This is a genomic window from Nonomuraea sp. IBHARD001, assembly GCF_056106265.1.
In genome coordinates this window covers 8,327,625-8,345,513 of record NZ_JBWBBW010000002.1, presented here as the reverse complement: position 1 = coordinate 8,345,513, position 17,889 = coordinate 8,327,625, and the positions used below count along the sequence as shown (strand labels likewise).

Below are 17,889 nucleotides of genomic sequence, written 5' to 3'. Positions count from 1 at the left end.
GCTGTATGGCCGAAACCGGCGGACTGCTCGAAGCGCTGCAGGAGCTGCGGCGCAGGCTGAACGCCGATCTCTTCCCGCTCGAACTCGGCACCGCCGAGGCCGACCGGGCGGCGCAACAGGAGCTGACCGGGCAGCTCGACGACTACCTGCTGCCCCGGCTCAGGGCGATCGACGCGCCGCTGCTCGCGGTCGTCGGCGGCTCGACGGGTGCGGGCAAGTCCACCCTGGTCAACTCGCTCGTCGGCGCCGACGTCTCGCTGCCGGGCGTGCTGCGGCCCACCACACTGGCCCCGACGCTGGTCGTCAACGAGGCCGACCTGGGCTGGTTCGCCGAGCAGAACGTGCTGCCCGGCCTGGCCAGGGTGAGCGGCGCGAGCTCGGCCGCCGGCGAGCCCGGCACGCTCAGGGTGGTGACCGTGCCCACGCTGACACCGGGCCTGGCCCTGCTCGACGCGCCCGACATCGACTCGGTCGTCAAGGCCAACCGCAAGCTCGCCGCCCAGCTCCTGGCCGCGGCCGACCTGTGGTTGTTCGTCACCACGGCCGCCAGATACGCCGACGAGGTGCCGTGGAGCTTCCTGCGCGCCGCCCGCGAGCGCAGCACCGCACTGGCCGTCATCCTCGACCGCGTGCCCGCCGAGGCGCTCGCCCCGGTCGCGGCCGACCTCACCCGGCTGCTCATCGCCAACGGCCTCGGCGGCAGCCCGCTGTTCACCGTGCCCGAAGCCGTCCTGCCGACCGAGACCGCCAGGCTGCCCGCCGAGGACGTCAGGCCGATCGCCGACTGGCTCACCGCCATCGCCGCCGACGCCTCCGAACGCGCCCTCGTCGTACGGCAGACGCTGTCGGGAGCGCTGGCCAGCCTCGCCTCCCGGGTGCCCGCGCTCGCCGACGCCGTCGAACGCCAGCAGGAGGGCGCCTCGGCCCTGCGCGCGGTTGTCGAGCACGCCTACGACGACGGGATGGCGGCCTTCGACGCGGGCATGCGCGACGGCTCGCTGCTGCGCGGCGAGGTGCTGGCCCGATGGCAGGACTTCATCGGCACGGGCGATCTCATGCGCGGGCTGGAGAGCCGGGTCGGCAGGCTGCGTGACCGGGTGGTGTCGCTGTTCACCGGCAGGCCCGCGCCCGCCTCCCAGCTCAAGGTGGCACTGGAGAGCGGCGTGGAGACCCTGGTGCGCGGTTGCGCCGACGGCGCGGCCGAACGCGCGCTCGAAGGCTGGTCGGCCACCCAGGGCGGGCGCGAGCTGCTCGAAGGGCTCGGCGCCGTCGCCGCCTCCCGGCTGGGCCGGGCCTCGCCCGAGCTCGGCGCGCGGGCGGAGAGCGCGGTGCGCGGCTGGCAGGACTACGTGCTCGACCTGGTCAGGCAGGAGGGCGCGGACAAACGGGCGACGGCGCGTGCGGCCTCGTTCGGCGTCAACGGCGTGGGCCTGCTGCTCATGCTCGCCGTCTTCGCCTCGACCGGCGGCCTGACCGGGATCGAGGTGGGCATCGCGGGCGGCACCAGCCTGCTCAGCCAGAAGGTCCTTGAGGCCGTGTTCGGCGACCAGGCCGTGCGCACCCTCACCGCCCGGGCCCGCGACGACCTGCGCGCGCGGGTCGAGGCCCTGCTGAAGGAGGAGTCCGATCGCTACCTGGCGCTGCTGCGCGCACTCGGCGCACCCGACGACACGGCGGCGGCCCTGCGTGACGCGGCCGGAGCCGTGCGGGGCAGGGAGCTGCCCGCTGGGGAGTCGCGGTGAAGTTGCTGCGCCGTAAGAGCGCGCCGCCGACGCTGGACGAGCGGCTCGACGCGCTCGCCGAGGCCGCCGAGCTCGCCGAAGGACGGCTGCCCGAGGCGCCGGTCGCCAGGGCGCGTGCGGTGGCCGAGCGCGCCGGGCTGCGCCGCAGCCTGTCGGTCGGGCACACGGTCGTGGCGCTCGCCGGTGCGACGGGCAGCGGCAAGTCCTCGCTGTTCAACCTGCTGGCCGGGCACGACCTGGCCACCGTGGGCGTCACCAGGCCGACCACATCGGCGGCCCAGGCCGCGCTGTGGGAGGGCGAGGGCTCGGGCGCGCTGCTGGACTGGCTCGAGGTGCCCAAACGGCACGAGGTCAGCGGCGACCTGTCCGGGCTCATCCTGCTCGACCTGCCCGACCACGACTCCATCGAGGCGGCGCACCGCCTTGAGGCCGACCGGCTGGTGGAGCTGGTCGACCTGCTGGTGTGGGTGCTCGACCCGCAGAAGTACGCCGACGCGGCCGTGCACGAGCGCTACCTGCGCCCGCTGGCCAGACACAAGGACGTCATGGTCGTCGTGCTCAACCAGGTCGACAGGCTCTCGCCCGACGCCGCCGAGCGCTGCCTGGCCGATCTGCGCCGCCTGCTCGAGGACGACGGCCTGAAGGGCGTGCCCGTGCTGGCCGCCTCCGCCAGGACCGGTCAGGGCATCGGCGTGCTGCGCAACACCCTCGCCGACCGCGTCGCCCGCCGCACCGCCTGGTCGGCCCGCCTGGCCGCCGACGCCACCACGGCCGCCGAGGCGCTGGCCGACGGGAGCGGAGGGCCGACGGCCGACGTCGTAGCGCTGAGCACGACGCTGACCACGGCGTTGAGCGCGGCGGCCGGGGTGCCGCTCGTGGTCGAGGCGGTCGCCAAGGCGCACCGGCACCGCTCCGTCGCGGCGACCGGCTGGCCGGTGACCCGCTGGCTGCGCCGCTTCCGCCCCGACCCGCTGCGCCGGTTGCGCCTCGGGACGGCCGCGCCGCAGACCGAGATCGTCGGGCGCACGTCGCTTCCCGCCGCGACCGCCGTACAGCGCGCCCAGGTCGACACCGCCCTGCGCGACGTCGGCGACCGCGCGGCCGAGGGCCTGCCCGCCCCCTGGGCCGTCTCGGTACGGCAGGCGGCCAGGTCGCGTTCGGCCGAGCTCACCGACGCGCTCGACCGTGCGGTGGCGACCACGTCGGTGCGGTCGTCGGGCAGGCCGCTGTGGTGGCGTGTCGTGGGGCTGGTGCAGTGGGTGTTGTTCGCGGCGATGCTGGCCGGTGCGGTGTGGCTCGGCGTGCTGTTCGTGCTGGACTACCTGCGGCTGCCCGAGGCGCCGCTGCCCACGGTCGGTGAGGTGCCCTGGCCCACGACGCTGCTCGTCGGCGGTGCGCTGGCCGGGCTCGTCGTCGCCCTGTTGTCCAGGCCCGTGGCGTGGGCGGGCGGGAGGCGCAGGGCACGGCGTGCGGCCAAGGCGTTGGGGGCGAGCGTGGAGGAGGTGGCGGGCGCGTACGTGCTGGCGCCTGTGCGGGAGGAGGTGTCGCGCCACGCACGTTTCGAGCAGGCCGTGGCGGTGGCCCGTGCGACGTGACGGTGGGGGGCGAAGTCGGCTTGAGGGGCGTCGGGCGGTGGAGGGTGCGCGGTGATCGCGGGGGAGCTGGGGGTGGCTTGCCGTAGAGGCACTGTTGTCGGAGGTCAGAGCGTCAGGCGGGGGCGCGGAGGGTGGAGATGAGGGGGAGCAGGAGCGGGTGGCGTTCGGCGCCGCGGCGGACGGCGGCGTAGACGCGGCGTTCGGGCGGCTGGGCGGCCGAGGTGGGCAGGACGGCGACACCGGTCAGGTCGGTGTCGCGCAGCGCGAGCCGGGGCACGAGTGCGACCCCGGCCCCGGCCCTGACCAGGGCGACGACCGCGCGGAAGTCGTCGGAGGAGTGGGCGAACCCGGGGACGAACCCTTCGAGCTCGCAGGAGAAGGCGATCACGTCGTGGCACGGGTTGCCGGGATAGGGCCCGACCCAGCGTTCGCGGGCCAGCCGGGCCAGCGGCAGCGGTGTGGTCGCCGCCAGCGGATGGGTGGCGGGCAGCACCAGGTCGAACGGCTCGGAGTAGAGCGGCAGCCGGGTCAGCCTGGGGTCGTCGGCGTCCGGCGCACCACGGTACTCGACCGTGATCGCCAGGTCGGCGGCGCCGTCGAGCAGCATGGTGAGGCTCTGGTCGCCCTCGGCGTCGCGCACGCGGATCGACAGCCCCGGCGCGACCGCGCGCAACGCGGCCATCGCCGGAGCCAGGACGAGGCTGATCGCGGTGGCGAAGGCGGCGACGGTGATCTCGCCCGCCGTCCCGTCGGTGTGCGCCGCGACCTCGGCCCTGGCCCGTTCGAGCTGGGCCAGCACCTCGTTGGCATGGTTCAGCATGATGCGCCCGACGGCCGTCAGCCGCACGCCCCTGCCGTCGCGGTCGAGCAGGCGGTGCCCGACCTCGTGCTCCAGCGCGCCGAGCTGCTGGGAGACCGCCGACGGGGTCAGGTGCAGTGCGGCGGCCGCGGCGGTCACCGTGCCGTGGTCGGCGACCGCGCGCAGCGTCTTCAGCCGCCTGCTGTCAATCACGTACCCATTGTGAAGCAGCCCCGCCGATGCTCGGCCGCGTGCGGGTGCTCAGCCGCGTGCCGAGATGAACGCGGCGACGGCGCGGTCCACGTCGTCGGTCGTGTGTGCGGCCGACAGCTGCACCCTGATCCGCGCCTTGCCCATCGGCACCACGGGATAGGAGAAGCCGATCACATAGACCCCCTGCTCCAGCAGCCGTTCGGCCATCGCGCCCGCCTCGGCCGCATCGCCGATCATCACGGGTGCGATCGGATGGTCGCCGGGCAGGAGGTCGAACCCGGCCTCGGTCATCTTCGTACGGAAGCGCGCGGTGTTGGCCGCCAGCCGCTCGCGGGCCTCGCCCGACGACTCGATGAGGTCGAGAATGCGCAACGTCGCCGAGGCGATCACCGGCGCGAGCGAGTTGGAGAACAGGTACGGCCGCGACCGCTGCCGCAGCAGTTCGACGATCTCCTTGCGCGCGGCCACGTAACCGCCGCTCGCCCCGCCGAGCGCCTTGCCGAGCGTGCCGGTGACGATGTCGATGCGGTCCATGACGCCGTGCAGCTCGGGCGTGCCCCTGCCGTGCGCGCCGACGAACCCGACCGCGTGCGAGTCGTCGACCATGACCATGGCGTCGTAGCGCTCGGCCAGGTCGCAGATCTCGCGCAGCGGCGCGACGTAGCCGTCCATGGAGAAGACGCCGTCGGTCACGACGAGCCTGCGCCGCGCGTCACCCGCCTCCTTGAGCCTGGCCTCCAGCTCGGCCATGTCCCGGTTGGCGTAGCGCAGCCGCCTGGCCTTGGACAGCCGGATGCCGTCGATGATGCTGGCGTGGTTCAGCGCGTCGGAGATGACGGCGTCCTGGGCGTCGAGCAGCGTCTCGAACACACCGCCGTTGGCGTCGAAGCAGGAGCTGTAGAGGATGGTGTCCTCCTGCCCGAGGAAGGTGGAAAGGCGTCCTTCGAGCTCCTTGTGCACCTCCTGCGTGCCGCAGATGAACCGCACCGAGGCCATGCCGAACCCCCACCGCTCCAGTGCCTGCTGCGCGGCGGCGACGACGTCGGGGTGGTCGGCGAGACCGAGGTAGTTGTTGGCGCAGAAGTTCAGCACCTCCTGCCCGCCGACGCCGACGGTGGCGCTCTGCGGCGTGGTGATGACGCGCTCCGGCTTGTGCAGCCCGGCCTCGGTGATCTCGTCGAGGGTCGCCCGGAGGTCGTCGCGGACACTGTCGAACATCAGTTGCTCCAGTCCAGGATGATCTTGCCGGTACGGCCGCTCGCCGCGGTGTCGAACGCCGCGTCGAAGTCGCGGTAGGAGAAGCGGTCGGTGATGACGGGCGACAGGTCGAGCCCCTTCTCCAGCAGCACCGACATCGCGTACCAGGTCTCGAACATCTCGCGCCCGTATATGCCCTTGATGGTGATCATCGACGTGACGATCGTGGCCCAGTCGACGGCGAACTCGGCGGCGGGCAGGCCGAGCATGGCGATCTTGCCGCCGTGGGTCATGTTGGCGATCATGTCGCGCATGGCGGCGGGCTGGCCCGACATCTCCAGGCCGACGTCGAACCCCTCGCGCATGTGCAGCCTGCGCACGCCTTCGGCGATCGGCGTCGCGGCCACGTTCAGGGCGAGGGTGACGCCGAGCTTGTCGGCCAGTTCGAGGCGTTCGGGGCTGACGTCGGTGATGACGACATTGCGCGCCCCGACGTGCCCGGCCACGGCCGCGGCCATCAGGCCGATCGGCCCGGCGCCGGTGACCAGGACGTCCTCGCCGACCAGCGGGAAGGACAGCGCGGTGTGCACGGCGTTGCCGAACGGGTCGAAGATGGCGGCCACGTCCGGATCGACGGGCACCTTGTGCACCCAGACGTTGGTCGCGGGCAGGGTGAGGTACTCGGCGAAGGCGCCGTCGCGGTGCACGCCGAGCCCGATCGTGTTGCGGCACAGGTGCCTGCGGCCCGCCATGCAGTTGCGGCACTTGCCGCACACCAGGTGGCCCTCGCCGCTGACCAGGTCGCCGACCGCGATGTCCTCGACGCCGGGTGCGACCTCGACGACCTCACCGCTGAACTCGTGGCCGACCACGAGCGGCAGCTTCAGTGTGCCGCGCGCCCAGTCGTCGTAGGCGCGGATGTGCAGATCGGTCCCGCAGATGCCGGTGCGCAGCACCTTGATCTTGACCTCGCCCGGTCCGGTGACCGGTTCGGGCACGTCCGTGAGCCACAGTCCAGGCTCGGCTCTCTCCTTGACCAGCGCCTTCATGGCATTCCTCTCCCCCTGGACCGCAACCTTACGCACCCTGCCCGCAGACGCGGGGAGGTGTCCATCGAGGATTTCTTAACGGCGTGCACAGCCCTGCTTCATTCGAATATGCAAGCGGCTTGGGTAAGTAGGATGGCCGTGTGACCAGGCGACCGGAGAGCGGTGACACCTCGCTGCTCAGGCGGCTGAACTCGGCCGCGATCCTCACCATCCTGCGTGGCGCCGTCGACCTGTCGCTGACCGAACTCGCCGCCGCCGCCCGCGTGTCGCGGCCGACGGCCGAGGCGATCGTCGAGGATCTGCTGGCCGAGGGCTGGGCGGAGGAGTGCGAGGAGGAGCAGGCCGAGCGCAGGCGCGGCAGGCCCGCCAGGCGTTTCCGGTTCAGGGCCGCCGCAGCGCACGTCGTCGGGGTGGGCATCGGCTCGGCCACCCTGCGGGCGATGACGGCCGACCTGTCCGGCGAGCTGATGGGTGTGCGCACGGTCGTGGTCCCGCCCGGCATGGAGGCCGCCGACCGGCTGGCCGCGGTGGTCGAGCTGGTCACCCGCTGCGCCGCGGACGTGGGCGTACGGCCGGACGGGCTGGCCGCCGTCGGGGTGGGCACGACCGGTGTGGTCGACGCCGGAGGCCGCGTGGTCAAGAGCGTCGTCCTGCCCGGCTGGAGCGGCCTGGCGTTGCGCGACGACCTCGCCTCGGCGCTCGCCGCACCCGTGCTGGTCGACAACGACATGCGCCTGGCCGTGCTGGCCGAGCACTGGCGTGGCGCCGCGCGCGGTTACCGCGACGCCGTCTACCTGTTCACCGGCAAGCGCCTCGGCCTCGGTTTCCTCATCGGCGGCGTCCCGCACAGGGGAGCGCACTACGCGTCGGGCGAGATCGGCGAGCAGCCCACCGGTGTGTGGAACGCCTTCCGCAGTGTGAGCGACTACGCGATGTCGGTCGATCCCGGCGAGTTGCGCACCCCCGCCCAGGCGGCCGAGCTGGCCTTCGCCAGGGCCACCGCGGGCGAGCGTGCGGCGGCGCTCGCGATCGACGCGCTGGGCCTGCGGCTGGCCGAGAGCCTGGTGTCGCTGGTCAACCCGCTTGATCCCGAGCTGGTCGTCATCGGCGGTGGTCTCGCGCCCGCCGGGGACATGCTGATCGCGCCGATCCAGGCCTGTTTCGACCGGGTGTGCCTCTATCCGCCGAAGGTCGTCGCCTCCACGCTCGGCGGCGAGTCGATCGCGCTGGGCGCGGTCCGGATGGCTCTCGACCATGCCGATCGCACACTCTTTGTGTAAGTTGCTTTCATAATTGGCCACATCGGCGATCGGCCAGGTGAGAGGAACGACCAGTGGATGACCTGCGGATCGGAGTCGTCGGTCTCGGCCTGCGCTTCAGCCTGGCCGTGGCCGCGCATCGGCCAGGCGAGGGCTCGGTCGTGACCGCGTTGTGCGACACCGACCCGGCGGTGCTCGCCGCACGGGCGGCGGCGTTCGGCTCGCCGTACCTGACGGCGGACTATCGTGAACTGCTCGTCAGGGACGATGTGGACGCGATCCTGCTGGTGACGCCGGACGACACGCACGAGCGGCTGGCCGTGGCCTGCCTGGAGGCGGGCAAGCCGCTCTATCTGGAAAAGCCCATGCACATCACGGTCGAAGGCTGCGACGCCATCCTGCGCGCCGCCCGCGACAGCGGCACCCGGCTGTACGTCGGGCACAACATGCGGCACATGGGCGTCGTCAGGCTGATGCGCGACATCATCGCCAGGGGGGAGATCGGCGAGCCGAAGACCGTGTGGGTCAGGCACTTCGTCTCCTACGGCGGCGACTACTACTTCAAGGACTGGCATGCCGACCGCAGCCGTACGACCGGCCTGCTGCTGCAGAAGGCGGCCCACGACCTGGACGTGATCCACTGGCTGGCCGGAGGCTTCAGCACACGGGTCAATGCGATGGGCGAGCTGATGATGTACGGCGACCTGCCCCGCCGTGAGCCCGGCACGCCCAGGCCCGAAGGCTGGCTGCGCGAGTTCACCTGGCCTCCGGCCGGCCGTACCGGCCTGCATCATGTCGTCGACGTGGAGGACGTGTCGATGATGCACATGCGCCTGGACAACGGTGTGCTCGCCGCCTACCAGCAATGCCACTTCACGCCCGACTACCACCGCAACTACACCGTCATCGGCTCCGAAGGCAGGCTGGAGAACTTCGGCGACGGGCCCGGCGACCTGGTGAAGGTCTGGAACACCGGCCCGTCCGGCCACCGCGCCGACGGCGACGCCGCCTACCGGGTGCCGTCCGCCGACGGCACGCACGGGGGAGCGGACCCGGCGATCCTGGCGGAGTTCGTCAGGTTCGTCCGCGAGGGCGGCGTCACCGACACCTCGCCGGTCGCGGCCCGGATGAGCGTGGCGGCCGGATACGCGGCCACGCTGTCCCTGCGCGACGGCGGCACGCCCTACGACGTGCCGCCGCTGGATCCCGAGCTGGCGGCCTACTTCGACGCCGGTCAGCGGTGAGACCCCGTCAGGTGCTGATCAGCGCCAGTACGTGACGCGCAGGACCGGCGGCTTGACGCCCTCGTCCTGGTTCTCCGACGCGGCGAACGCGCGCCAGTTGGTGACCTCGCTCTCGTTGGTGCCCCTGAGCTGGATGCCGTGGTTGGCGGCGCCCTTGGCCCAGGCCTTGGCGATCGAGGTCACCGGCCACTGCAGGTAGCCGGCTCCGCGGGCGCACGGCGCCGTCCAGGTGCGGCCTCGGCCCTCGCGGGTGACCGATGAGCCCTTCTTGGTAGTGGTGGGCTTGTTGTCCCAGTTCAGGTGGTGCTCGTCCCAGGCGCTGGTCACCCGCTCGGCGGTCAGGCCGGAGCCCACGCGGAAGCCGCAGGCGTTGGTCTCGACGTTCCACAGGCCGAGCGTGGCCAGGACGACGCGCTTGCCGTTCAGCTTGTGGGTGTCGAACTTCAGCAGGCTGCGCATGATGTCGCCGCCCTGGCCGTTCTCCCACGGCATGGTGCCCGCGATGATCAACTTGTCGCCCGGGTGCGAGGCCCAGGAGGTGGCGACGTCGGTGTCGGTCTGGATCGGCAGGGTGATCGTCGGGTCGACGGTCACCGGGTACACCGTCGCCGGGTTGGCCAGGAAGGCCGCGTCCGGCTTGAGGACCAGCACCGACGTGCCGTTCTGCGACTCCACCCGCGTGTCGATGGGCGCGATCGCGTCGCCGCGCGGCTTGCCGTGCCCGCGCGAGTCCCACATGACCGGCTGCGGCGCGGTCGCGACGACCTTTCCGGCGTCCGAGGTGAGCAGCAGCTGCCCGTTGGCCGCCTCCGACAGTGCGGCGCCGGTCGTCTGCACCGGGATGCGCAGCTCGACCGGCCCCGACGGCCGCTCGCGCAGCACGACGTCGTGCCTGAACCCCGTCGGCAGCACGGTGACCACCAGGTCGGCGGCAGGCCCCGCGGCGTTCGGGTAGGTGGCGACATTGCCCTTGAGCACGGGCGCGGGCAGCGCCGTGGGCCACTGCAGGGCCAGCACCCTGCCCTCGTCGTCGGTCATCCGGGCGAGCGTGGTGTCGCCGCCCTTCGACACCTCGACCTTGGCCCTGGCCGCCTTCGGCCTGAGCACGTCGCCGCTCGGGACGAGCGTGGTGTCGATCGGCACCCATCGGCCGTCCTGCTGGACGTTGGAGGGGCCCGAGGTGTAGGTCGCGGTGTAGCTGCCGTCCGGGTTGGCGACCGTGGTGCTGCTCTCGTCGGTCAACTCCGGTACGGCGATCGCCGTACCCTGCGCCGCGGCCTGTGTGGAGGCGGCGGCGACCCCGAGCGCGCCCGTACCCGCTGGCACGGCCGAGGCGGGAAGTGCGGTCACGGAGGCGAGCACGGCGAAGGCCCCCAGGCCAACGGCGACTCGCCCCAAGGAATGAGCTGCGGACATACGCATGATGGTCCTTACGGAAGGGTGGTGGGCGTCACCGGGCATGGCGACGCCCGGGTGCGGATAGACCTTGCGGAACGACCGGGTCGTGCGTTTGGTCCTGCCGGTGGTCGTTCGCCGTGACGCCTATCTCTCCGTAGGCCACTTCGGCGTGATCGTGAACATGGTGCCCCCGTTCTGCGAACCACAAGATCGTCGTTCAGATCACAGGAATATCACGGCTCAACTATCGGCAAAATGCGACTTATCCGGACTGTGAGCTATCTCACTTTCCGTCATCCCTTACAACCATTTCCGCAGACAGCAACTGATCAGGCACAACACACACCACCCTCGCCCCCTGTGCCCAGCCGATCACAGGGGCCGTCGGGCGGGGGCTGTGGAAGAGCTTCTTCGCCCTCGATCAGGGGCGTTCCTCCGACTCCTGTGGGGCTCGGGTGAGGTCGGGGAAGAGGTCGGGGGGTGCCGAGGTGAGTTGGCGTGGGGAGGTGGGGTCGGCGTCGCGGGCGGCGGCTTCGGCCTCGGCGGCGGCCTTGGCGGCCTGGGCGACCTCCTCCTCGGCCGATGCGGCGGCGGACGCGGACTGGGCGTCGGTGTCGCGGGTGGCGGCCGAGCGGGGCAGGGCCTCGGTGAAGGCGCGCGAGACGCCCTCAAGAGCCGAGGTGACCTCGCTCGGAATGACCCAGAAGGTGTTGTTGGGCCCCTGGGCGAGCTGCGGCAACATCTGGAGGTATTGGTAGGCCAGCAGCTTCGGGTCGGGGTCGTTGCGGTGGACGGCCTGGAAGACCTGGTCGATCGCGCGCGACTGGCCTTCGGCCTTGAGGATGGAGGCGGTGCGCTCGCCCTCGGCGCGCAGGATGTTGCTCTGCTTGTCGCCTTCGGCGGTGAGGATCTGGGACTGGCGCTGGCCTTCGGCGTTCAGGATGGCGGCGCGCTTGTCGCGTTCGGCGCGCATCTGCTTCTCCATCGCGTCCTTGATCGTCTTGGGTGGGTCGATCGCCTTGATCTCGACCCGGTTGACGCGAAGGCCCCACTTGCCGGTGGCGTCGTCGAGCACGCCGCGCAACTGGCTGTTGATCGTGTCGCGCGAGGTGAGCGTGCTCTCCAGGTCCATGGAGCCGACGACGTTGCGCAGCGTGGTGACGGTGAGCTGCTCCACACCCTGGATGTAGTTGGCGATCTCGTAGGCCGCCGCACGAGGATCGGTGACCTGGAAGTACAGCACGGTGTCGATCTCGACGACCAGGTTGTCCTCGGTGATGACAGGCTGCGGCCGGAACGAGACGACCTGCTCACGAAGGTCGATCATCGGATAGACCCGGTCGATGTACGGAATGACGAAGTTCAGGCCGGGCCCGAGCGTGCGGTTGTAGCGCCCGAGCCGTTCGACGTTGCGCGCTCTGGCCTGAGGGACGATACGCACCGCCCGCAGGACGGTGAAGACCGCGAACAGGGCGACGAGCAGACCCGCTATCAGCAGTGGCATGCGATCACTCCCGGGGGTGGACGAGGGCTGTGGCTCCCTCGATCTGGAAAACGTCGACGCTCGCCCCTTCGGGTATCACCAGGGTCTCGTCGTAGGCGCGTGCCGACCACTCCTCGCCGCCGATGCGCACCCGGCCGCCACGCCCCGTGACCTCGGTGACCGCGTACGCGGACTTGCCGACCAGGGCCTCGACCCCGAACCGCTGGGCGGGCGCCTGTTTGATCGCCCGCATCGCGATGGGCCTGGCGAGCATCAGCCCACCGGCGGAGGCGAGGGTGAACACCAGCAGCTGTATCGGAACCGGCAGACCGAGAGCCGCGGTCAGCGAGGTGATGAGCGCGGCCGCGCCGAGCAGGCCGAGCGCCGCGGTCAGCGTGAAGATCTCCGCGACCCCCAGCACGACGGCCAGGATCAACCAGATGACCCATTCGTCCATGCTTCGGCCCTCCTGTACGGTCCACGGACCCATGCGTAGGAGAGGTTCTTTTCTCTACCGTAGTCGCCGAATGCCCAGTACGGACAAACCGTTGCGCGTCTGGAACCGGCGGATGGCCGTGCTCCCGGGCCGCGACCGTCGCCTCCGCCGATCGACCGGCTCAGAAGGCCCGAAACCGCGCCAGGAGCTCCTGCCCACGACGGCTACCGGCCTTGAACCCGATGAGGTCGCGCGGCTCGTCGCCTCCCGCCGGGCCGATCCGGCCTGGCCTCCCACGAAGGCCGATGGAGGTCGTCGTTGTGCACGATGATGTCGGCGTGGTCGGCCGGGCGGGCTCGGGTGAAGTAGAGCTGCTGGGAGGGGATGTAGCGGTCGCGCCAGGACCGCTCGATCTCGGCCGTGTCGGCGGCGAGCCCGGACAGGGCGGTGCCTCGGACCTGGGCGCGTTCCAGGGTGCGCTCGAAGCCGACCGAGACGAAGATGCTCAGGTCCCATCGGTCGAGCAGCTCCGGGCGCAGGAGGAAGACGCCGTCGAAGAGCAGCACCGCGTCCGGGGGAGCCGTGGCGACCGGCGAGGACACGGGGGTGTCGCTCTCCCTGTGGAAGATCGCCGCCTGGTACCTGCGATCCCCGCCGGGGCCCAGCGGGTCGAGCAGCATCCGGCGCATCGCGTCGTGGTCGTGTCCGTCGAAGTAGCAGCCTTCGGCCGAGTACCGGCCGCGCCGATACCGCCGTGCCCGGGGGAAGAGGAAGTCCTCGATCGTCGCGCGGATGACGGCGCGGCCTCGCGTGCGAAGGACGGCGGCGAGTTCGTCGGCCAGTGTGGTCTTGCCCGCGGCGGGCGGCCCGTCGACGGCGACCCGGAGCGGGTGCGTGGTCGCGGCGTCCTCGATCTCCGCGGCCAGTCCGGCGAGGAGGTCGTCGCGGGTGCGGTTTCGCATCATCTGCCCCCTTCGCAGGGCTATGTATCGCCCTGATATATCCAGACGATACGTGCATTTGATGCTACTTCGTAAGAGGAACCACGACGCCCTCAAGGCAGGGCGTTGGGCGGCGGCGCCGTACGGGACCAGCCGCCTGCCGGGCGGGAGCCGTGCAGGGCGCTGCCCGCCAGCCATTCCTCCCAGGGCAGCTGCCAGTACCCCCACCCGTTGTTCCACTCCAGCGGCCGATCCGTGCCGGTGATCACCACGGGATCACCCCGCAACGACGTCGTGTAGAACCACTCGGCCTGATCCGGATGGGCGTTCAGGCAACCGTGGGAGACGTTGACCCGCCCCTGGGCCCACACATTGTCCTTGGCATGGACGTACTCCCCGGAGTTGGAGATGCGCACGGCATGATCGATCATGACGTCGTAGTACCCGGGATCCCCCTTCGACCGGCCGGGCGAGATCATCCGTACCGGATTGCCGCGCTCCATCGTCAGATGCACGCCGCTCGTCGTGGTGTACTCGCGTGTGGTCGCGTTGCCGGCGCTGATCGGCATGCGCTGGACGACCTGACCCTCGCGCCTGACCACCATCATCTTGGCGGTCGTGCTCACCGTGCTGACCTGCTTGCGGCCGATGCCGAAGTCCACCTCGTGATCGCTCGTCCCGTAGACGCCCGGCGCCACCCGCACCCCGGCCAGATGGGCGACGAAGCTCACCCGCTGCCGCGAGGGCCAGTAGGTCCTGGTGCGATACACCGCCTGCGTGTCGCCGATCCAGCGCCAGGCCCCTTCGACCGGCCGTTCGGCCCGCACCTCCAGCGCGCGCTCGACGGCCGCCTTGTCCTCGACCGGGCCGTCGAACGTCACCACGATCGGCGCCCCGACCCCGACCTGCTCGTCGGGCAGCGGCGAGACGGAGGCGACCTTGAGGGTCCTTTCGGCGGTGCGGGTGCGGAAGCGGCCCATCGCCATGGTGGTCGGCCCGCCGGGGCCCGATGCGGTCGCGGTGACGGTGTGCTCGATGCCGGGCGCGAGCGTCCAGTCCGAACGCCAGGTGGTCCGGCTGCCGTCGAGCCTGCCGGGCACCGGAATGCGCCCGGCATAGGCGATGACGCCGGTCAGCGTGCCCCCGGTGGCCCGGACGACCAGGCCGCGCTCGGGGCGTGCCCGGTCGGAGTCGAGCGTGGGCGAGATGGCGATGACGGGAGCGGGCGGCGGCGGCGTCTCGGCCGTGACCGAGCTGCATCCGGCCAGGAGCAGCGCCGTCACGGTGACGACTGCTGTCAGGATCGTCCTCGGGCCGGCTGCCGCGCGCCGCATGTCACTCCTTGGATCAGGGGAAATCCAAGGTTAGCGGGCTGTCATCGTTCGAGCACGCCAAGTGACTTATCGGATGCTTCCGACTACCTCCCCCAATGTCAGGTCGCCCACCCGGGCCCTGATCGTGATGGTGTCGCCATCCTCCAGGAACGTCCTGATCTCGCCGTTGCCGAGCTTGATCGGCTCCGTGCCGTTCCAGGTGAGCTCGATGAACGAACCGCGCTCCTCGGGCGCCGCCCCGGACACCGTTCCGCTGGCGAACAGGTCGCCCGTGCGGAGTGTGGCCCCGTTGACCGTCATATGAGCGAGCATCTGGTCAGGCGTCCAATACATCCCCTTGTACGGCGGGCGCGAGACGACCTCCCCGTTGAGCTCGATCTCGAAGACGAGGTCGAACCCCCAGTCGGCCGCCCGCCGAAGATACGCGAGCGGCTCGGGCTCCTGCGCACGGCCTGGCACCGTCGGAAGGGCGTCGAGCGGCGTCACCCACGGCGAGATCGACGTGGCGAACGACTTGCCGAGGAAGGGACCGAGCGGGACGTACTCCCACGCCTGGATGTCACGCGCACTCCAGTCGTTGACCAGCGTCACGCCGAACACCCGCTCGCCGAAGGAGGCCCCGGCGGGATCGCCCACGACGAAGCCGAGTTCGGCCTCGATGTCGAGCTTGGCCGAAGGCCCGAACACCCCGGCCCGCAGCTGCCCGGACGGCCTGGCGACCGGCGTGCCCGACACCACGACCGTCCCGGCGCGACCGTGGTAGCCGACGGGCAGATGCCGCCAGTTCGGCTTCAGCGGCTCCTCGTCCGGCCGGAACATGCGCCCGAGGTTGGAGGCGTGCTCAAGGGAGCAGTAGAAGTCGACATAGTCGGCCACCTCGAACGGCAGATGCAGCCGCACCTGATCGAGCGGGATCAGGTGCTCCTCGACGACACCGAGATCGGTCGAGAGCTTGGCCTGGATCAGCGCCCTGACCTCACGCCAGGCCCGATGCCCGCGCGCCATGAACGCGTTGAGCGAGCCGGTCGCGAACACCTCGTCGTGCAGGGCCGGGGTCAGGTCGAGCACACGCTCACCGAAGCGCACGCCGACCCGCGGCGCCTCTCCCTCACGCGAGAACACGCCGTAGGGCAGGTTGTCCAGGCCAAAGCTCATGCGGCTTCCTTGTCGATCAGTCCGAGCGCGGCGAGGTCCTCGATCGGAGTCTTCGTGCTGCACGACCCGTAGGAGACCAGGAGCTGCCTGGTCCGCTTGGCGGTCACATCGGTGACCGACTCGGCCAGCCGTACCAGGCCGCCCACGTCGGTGGAGCGCAGCACGGGCAGCGGGTCGCGGCCCTCGACGGCCTCGGTGACGGCCAGCACCAGGTTGAGGAACCCGTGCCTGTCCACGCCGAGCGCGGGGTCGAAGTGACGTACGGCATGATGCAGCCCGGCGGTGGCCTTGAACGCGATCTCGTTCTCCACGCAGAACTGGATGAACACCGCCAGCTGCTCGGCGGGCGGGAAGGCGTCGGCCGCGGCGCCGCCGCATCGCACCTTGAGCCCGATGCGCTCGGGCAACCGCGGTACGAACGTCGTGGGCGTGACCTCGACGAACAGCCGCACACCCGGCCGCAGCCACCCGGCGAGCCGCTCGGCCTCGCCGGTGAGGAACTGCTCGACCTGGCCTGGCCGCGGCGGGTCCTGCGGCAGCTTCACCTCGAACAGGTCGACGGGCAGGTCGTCGAAGCGCGGCACGGGTGAGCTGTCGGCGATGAGGCCGATGCGGCCGGGCCGCAGGGCCTCGCCGCGCAGCTCGCCCAGCCTGCTGGTCGGGCACAGGAAACGATGGGTGAGCACGGGACTGGCGTGCCCCAGGTCGGACGTGTGCCGCTCCAGCGCCTCCCGCATGGGGAGGGCGGTCGGCGGGAACAGTCCGGCGTCGTCGACGAGCGCGGCGAACAGCGCGGGCACGGAGGGCGGCACCGGGCCGGCCAGGGGCGCGCTCATCGCGACCAGGTCCACGCGTAGCCGGGGTCCTCGACCGACAGGCCGCCCTGACCGAGGTCGAGCGGGCGGAAGGTGTCGACCATCACGGCCAGTTCGCTGGTCTCGGTGACACCGCGCGAGACGGCGTCGATGACGGCCTCCACCGAGCCCGGCTGCGGCCCGTGCGTGAACCCGGCGGGGTGCAGCGAGATGGAGCCCACGTCGATGCCCGAGCCCGCGCGTGCGCTGTAGTCGCCGCCCGCGTAGAACATGAACTCGTCGGAGTCGACATTGTGATGGTTGTACGGGATCGGCACGGCGTCGGGATGGAAGTCGAGCGGCCGGGGGCAGAACGAGCAGATGACGAAGCCGGGCCCCTCGAACGTCTGGTGCACCGGCGGCGGCGCGTGGGTGCGCTTCACGATCGGCTCGAAGTCGTTGATGTGGAAGATGTACGGATAGAGGTACCCGTCCCAGCCCACGACGTCGAACGGGTGGTTGCGGTAGGTCAGCCTGGTCAGACCGCCCCGGGTGCGGACCAGGACGGGCACGTCCTCGCCTTCGGCCTGGTGTGGCTCGGCCGGGCCGCGCAGGTCGCGCTCGCTGTAGGGCGCGTGCTCGAGGAGCTGGCCGTACTTCGACAGGTAGCGCTTGGGCGGCCTGATGTGTCCGGCGGCCTCGATGGTCAGCGCGTCGACGCGGCCGTCGGGCACCCAGCGGTGGATGGTTCCGGTGGGGATGACGACATAGTCGCCAGCTCCGGCTTCGAGCACGCCGTAGGTGGACTCGAAGCGCACCCGGCCCTTGGCGATGTAGACGCACTCGTCGCCCATGGAGTTGCGGTAGAGCTCGCTGGTGGTCTCGGTCGAGGCGTACGACATGCGGACGTCGCCGTTGCCCGCGAGCAGTCGCCTGCCGGTGACCAGGTCGCCGCTGACGGGCAGGTCCTGGGTGCGGAAGTGGCGGGGCGAGAGGGGCAGGTTGGGGGTGAGTGTCGCCAGTGCGCCCTCGGTGACCGTTTCCGCCTTGACGATCGCGGTCGGCAGGTACCGGTGGTAGAGCAGGGAGGAGTCGGAGGAGAAGCCTTCCTCTCCCATCAGCTCCTCCGCGTAGAGCCCGCCGTCGGGCCGCCGGAACTGCACGTGTCGCTTTCGGGGGATCTCGCCCACCGAGCGGTAGTACGGCATCACCACTCCGTCCGTTTATCGGACATTCATATCCGCTATCTG

The 17,889-nt window shown here is 71.1% G+C and carries 15 protein-coding genes; 4 read left to right on the top strand and 11 right to left on the bottom strand.

All coding sequences use genetic code 11. From position 1 onward, the window contains the following. The first annotated feature begins 5 nt into the window (after positions 1-5). Positions 6-1,742, top strand: a complete 1,737-nt coding sequence (locus tag ACTWNK_RS39610; RefSeq protein ID WP_474310064.1) for a dynamin family protein — start codon at positions 6-8, stop codon at positions 1,740-1,742. Then, entirely contained in the window at positions 1,739-3,337 is a 1,599-nt protein-coding gene (locus ACTWNK_RS39605) for a GTPase family protein (RefSeq protein WP_474310063.1), read from the top strand. Before ACTWNK_RS39610 ends, ACTWNK_RS39605 begins: the two co-directional genes overlap by 4 nt. Positions 3,338-3,449: 112 nt before the next feature. On the opposite strand, the gene ACTWNK_RS39600 is transcribed toward ACTWNK_RS39605, so the two are convergent. The 3 genes from ACTWNK_RS39600 to tdh are packed head-to-tail and all read right to left on the bottom strand — an operon-like array spanning position 3,450 to position 6,595. Next, entirely contained in the window at positions 3,450-4,349 is a 900-nt protein-coding gene (locus ACTWNK_RS39600) for a LysR family transcriptional regulator (protein ID WP_474310062.1), read from the bottom strand. Between the two features lie 48 nt (positions 4,350-4,397). Next, the gene (locus tag ACTWNK_RS39595) at positions 4,398-5,567 is read right to left on the bottom strand and encodes a glycine C-acetyltransferase (protein WP_474310061.1); all 1,170 of its coding nucleotides are present in this window, start codon (positions 5,565-5,567) and stop codon (positions 4,398-4,400) included. Continuing rightward, positions 5,567-6,595, bottom strand: a complete 1,029-nt coding sequence (gene tdh, locus ACTWNK_RS39590) for an L-threonine 3-dehydrogenase (RefSeq protein ID WP_474310060.1) — start codon at positions 6,593-6,595, stop codon at positions 5,567-5,569. Before tdh ends, ACTWNK_RS39595 begins: the two co-directional genes overlap by 1 nt. Positions 6,596-6,735: 140 nt before the next feature. Here tdh and ACTWNK_RS39585 point away from each other — a divergent pair, with 140 nt between their 5' ends. Together ACTWNK_RS39585 and ACTWNK_RS39580 are read left to right on the top strand one after the other, a co-directional pair. Then, on the top strand, positions 6,736-7,875 hold the full coding sequence (locus tag ACTWNK_RS39585; protein ID WP_474310059.1) for an ROK family protein: 1,140 nt from the start codon (positions 6,736-6,738) through the stop codon (positions 7,873-7,875). A gap of 53 nt (positions 7,876-7,928) precedes the next feature. Next, complete coding sequence (locus ACTWNK_RS39580) at positions 7,929-9,098, top strand: Gfo/Idh/MocA family protein (protein WP_474310058.1); 1,170 nt, start codon at positions 7,929-7,931, stop codon at positions 9,096-9,098. 18 nt (positions 9,099-9,116) lie between these two features. Here the strand turns inward: ACTWNK_RS39580 and ACTWNK_RS39575 are convergent, their stop codons facing one another. The 8 genes from ACTWNK_RS39575 to ACTWNK_RS39540 all read right to left on the bottom strand — a co-directional run bounded on the left by ACTWNK_RS39575 (position 9,117) and on the right by ACTWNK_RS39540 (position 17,847). Next, the gene (locus ACTWNK_RS39575) at positions 9,117-10,448 is read right to left on the bottom strand and encodes a DNRLRE domain-containing protein (RefSeq protein ID WP_474310057.1); all 1,332 of its coding nucleotides are present in this window, start codon (positions 10,446-10,448) and stop codon (positions 9,117-9,119) included. 469 nt (positions 10,449-10,917) lie between these two features. Next, complete coding sequence (locus ACTWNK_RS39570; protein WP_474310056.1) at positions 10,918-12,000, bottom strand: SPFH domain-containing protein; 1,083 nt, start codon at positions 11,998-12,000, stop codon at positions 10,918-10,920. A 4-nt stretch (positions 12,001-12,004) separates the two neighbouring features. Beyond that, on the bottom strand, positions 12,005-12,436 hold the full coding sequence (locus ACTWNK_RS39565; protein WP_474310055.1) for an NfeD family protein: 432 nt from the start codon (positions 12,434-12,436) through the stop codon (positions 12,005-12,007). 203 nt (positions 12,437-12,639) lie between these two features. Continuing rightward, complete coding sequence (locus tag ACTWNK_RS39560) at positions 12,640-13,380, bottom strand: cytidylate kinase family protein (protein WP_474310054.1); 741 nt, start codon at positions 13,378-13,380, stop codon at positions 12,640-12,642. Positions 13,381-13,469: 89 nt separating this feature from the next. After that, a complete protein-coding gene (locus tag ACTWNK_RS39555) occupies positions 13,470-14,690 on the bottom strand; it encodes a L,D-transpeptidase (protein WP_474310053.1) in 1,221 nt (406 codons plus the stop codon). Positions 14,691-14,756: 66 nt separating this feature from the next. Further along, positions 14,757-15,845 carry a fumarylacetoacetase gene (gene fahA / locus ACTWNK_RS39550; RefSeq protein WP_474310052.1) on the bottom strand — a complete coding sequence of 363 codons (1,089 nt, stop codon included), beginning with the start codon at positions 15,843-15,845 and terminating at the stop codon, positions 14,757-14,759. Then, complete coding sequence (locus ACTWNK_RS39545) at positions 15,842-16,696, bottom strand: hypothetical protein (RefSeq protein WP_474310051.1); 855 nt, start codon at positions 16,694-16,696, stop codon at positions 15,842-15,844. Before ACTWNK_RS39545 ends, fahA begins: the two co-directional genes overlap by 4 nt. Continuing rightward, complete coding sequence (locus tag ACTWNK_RS39540; protein ID WP_474310050.1) at positions 16,678-17,847, bottom strand: homogentisate 1,2-dioxygenase; 1,170 nt, start codon at positions 17,845-17,847, stop codon at positions 16,678-16,680. The genes ACTWNK_RS39545 and ACTWNK_RS39540 overlap by 19 nt, the downstream gene beginning before the upstream one ends. Between the last annotated feature and the right edge of the window lie 42 nt (positions 17,848-17,889).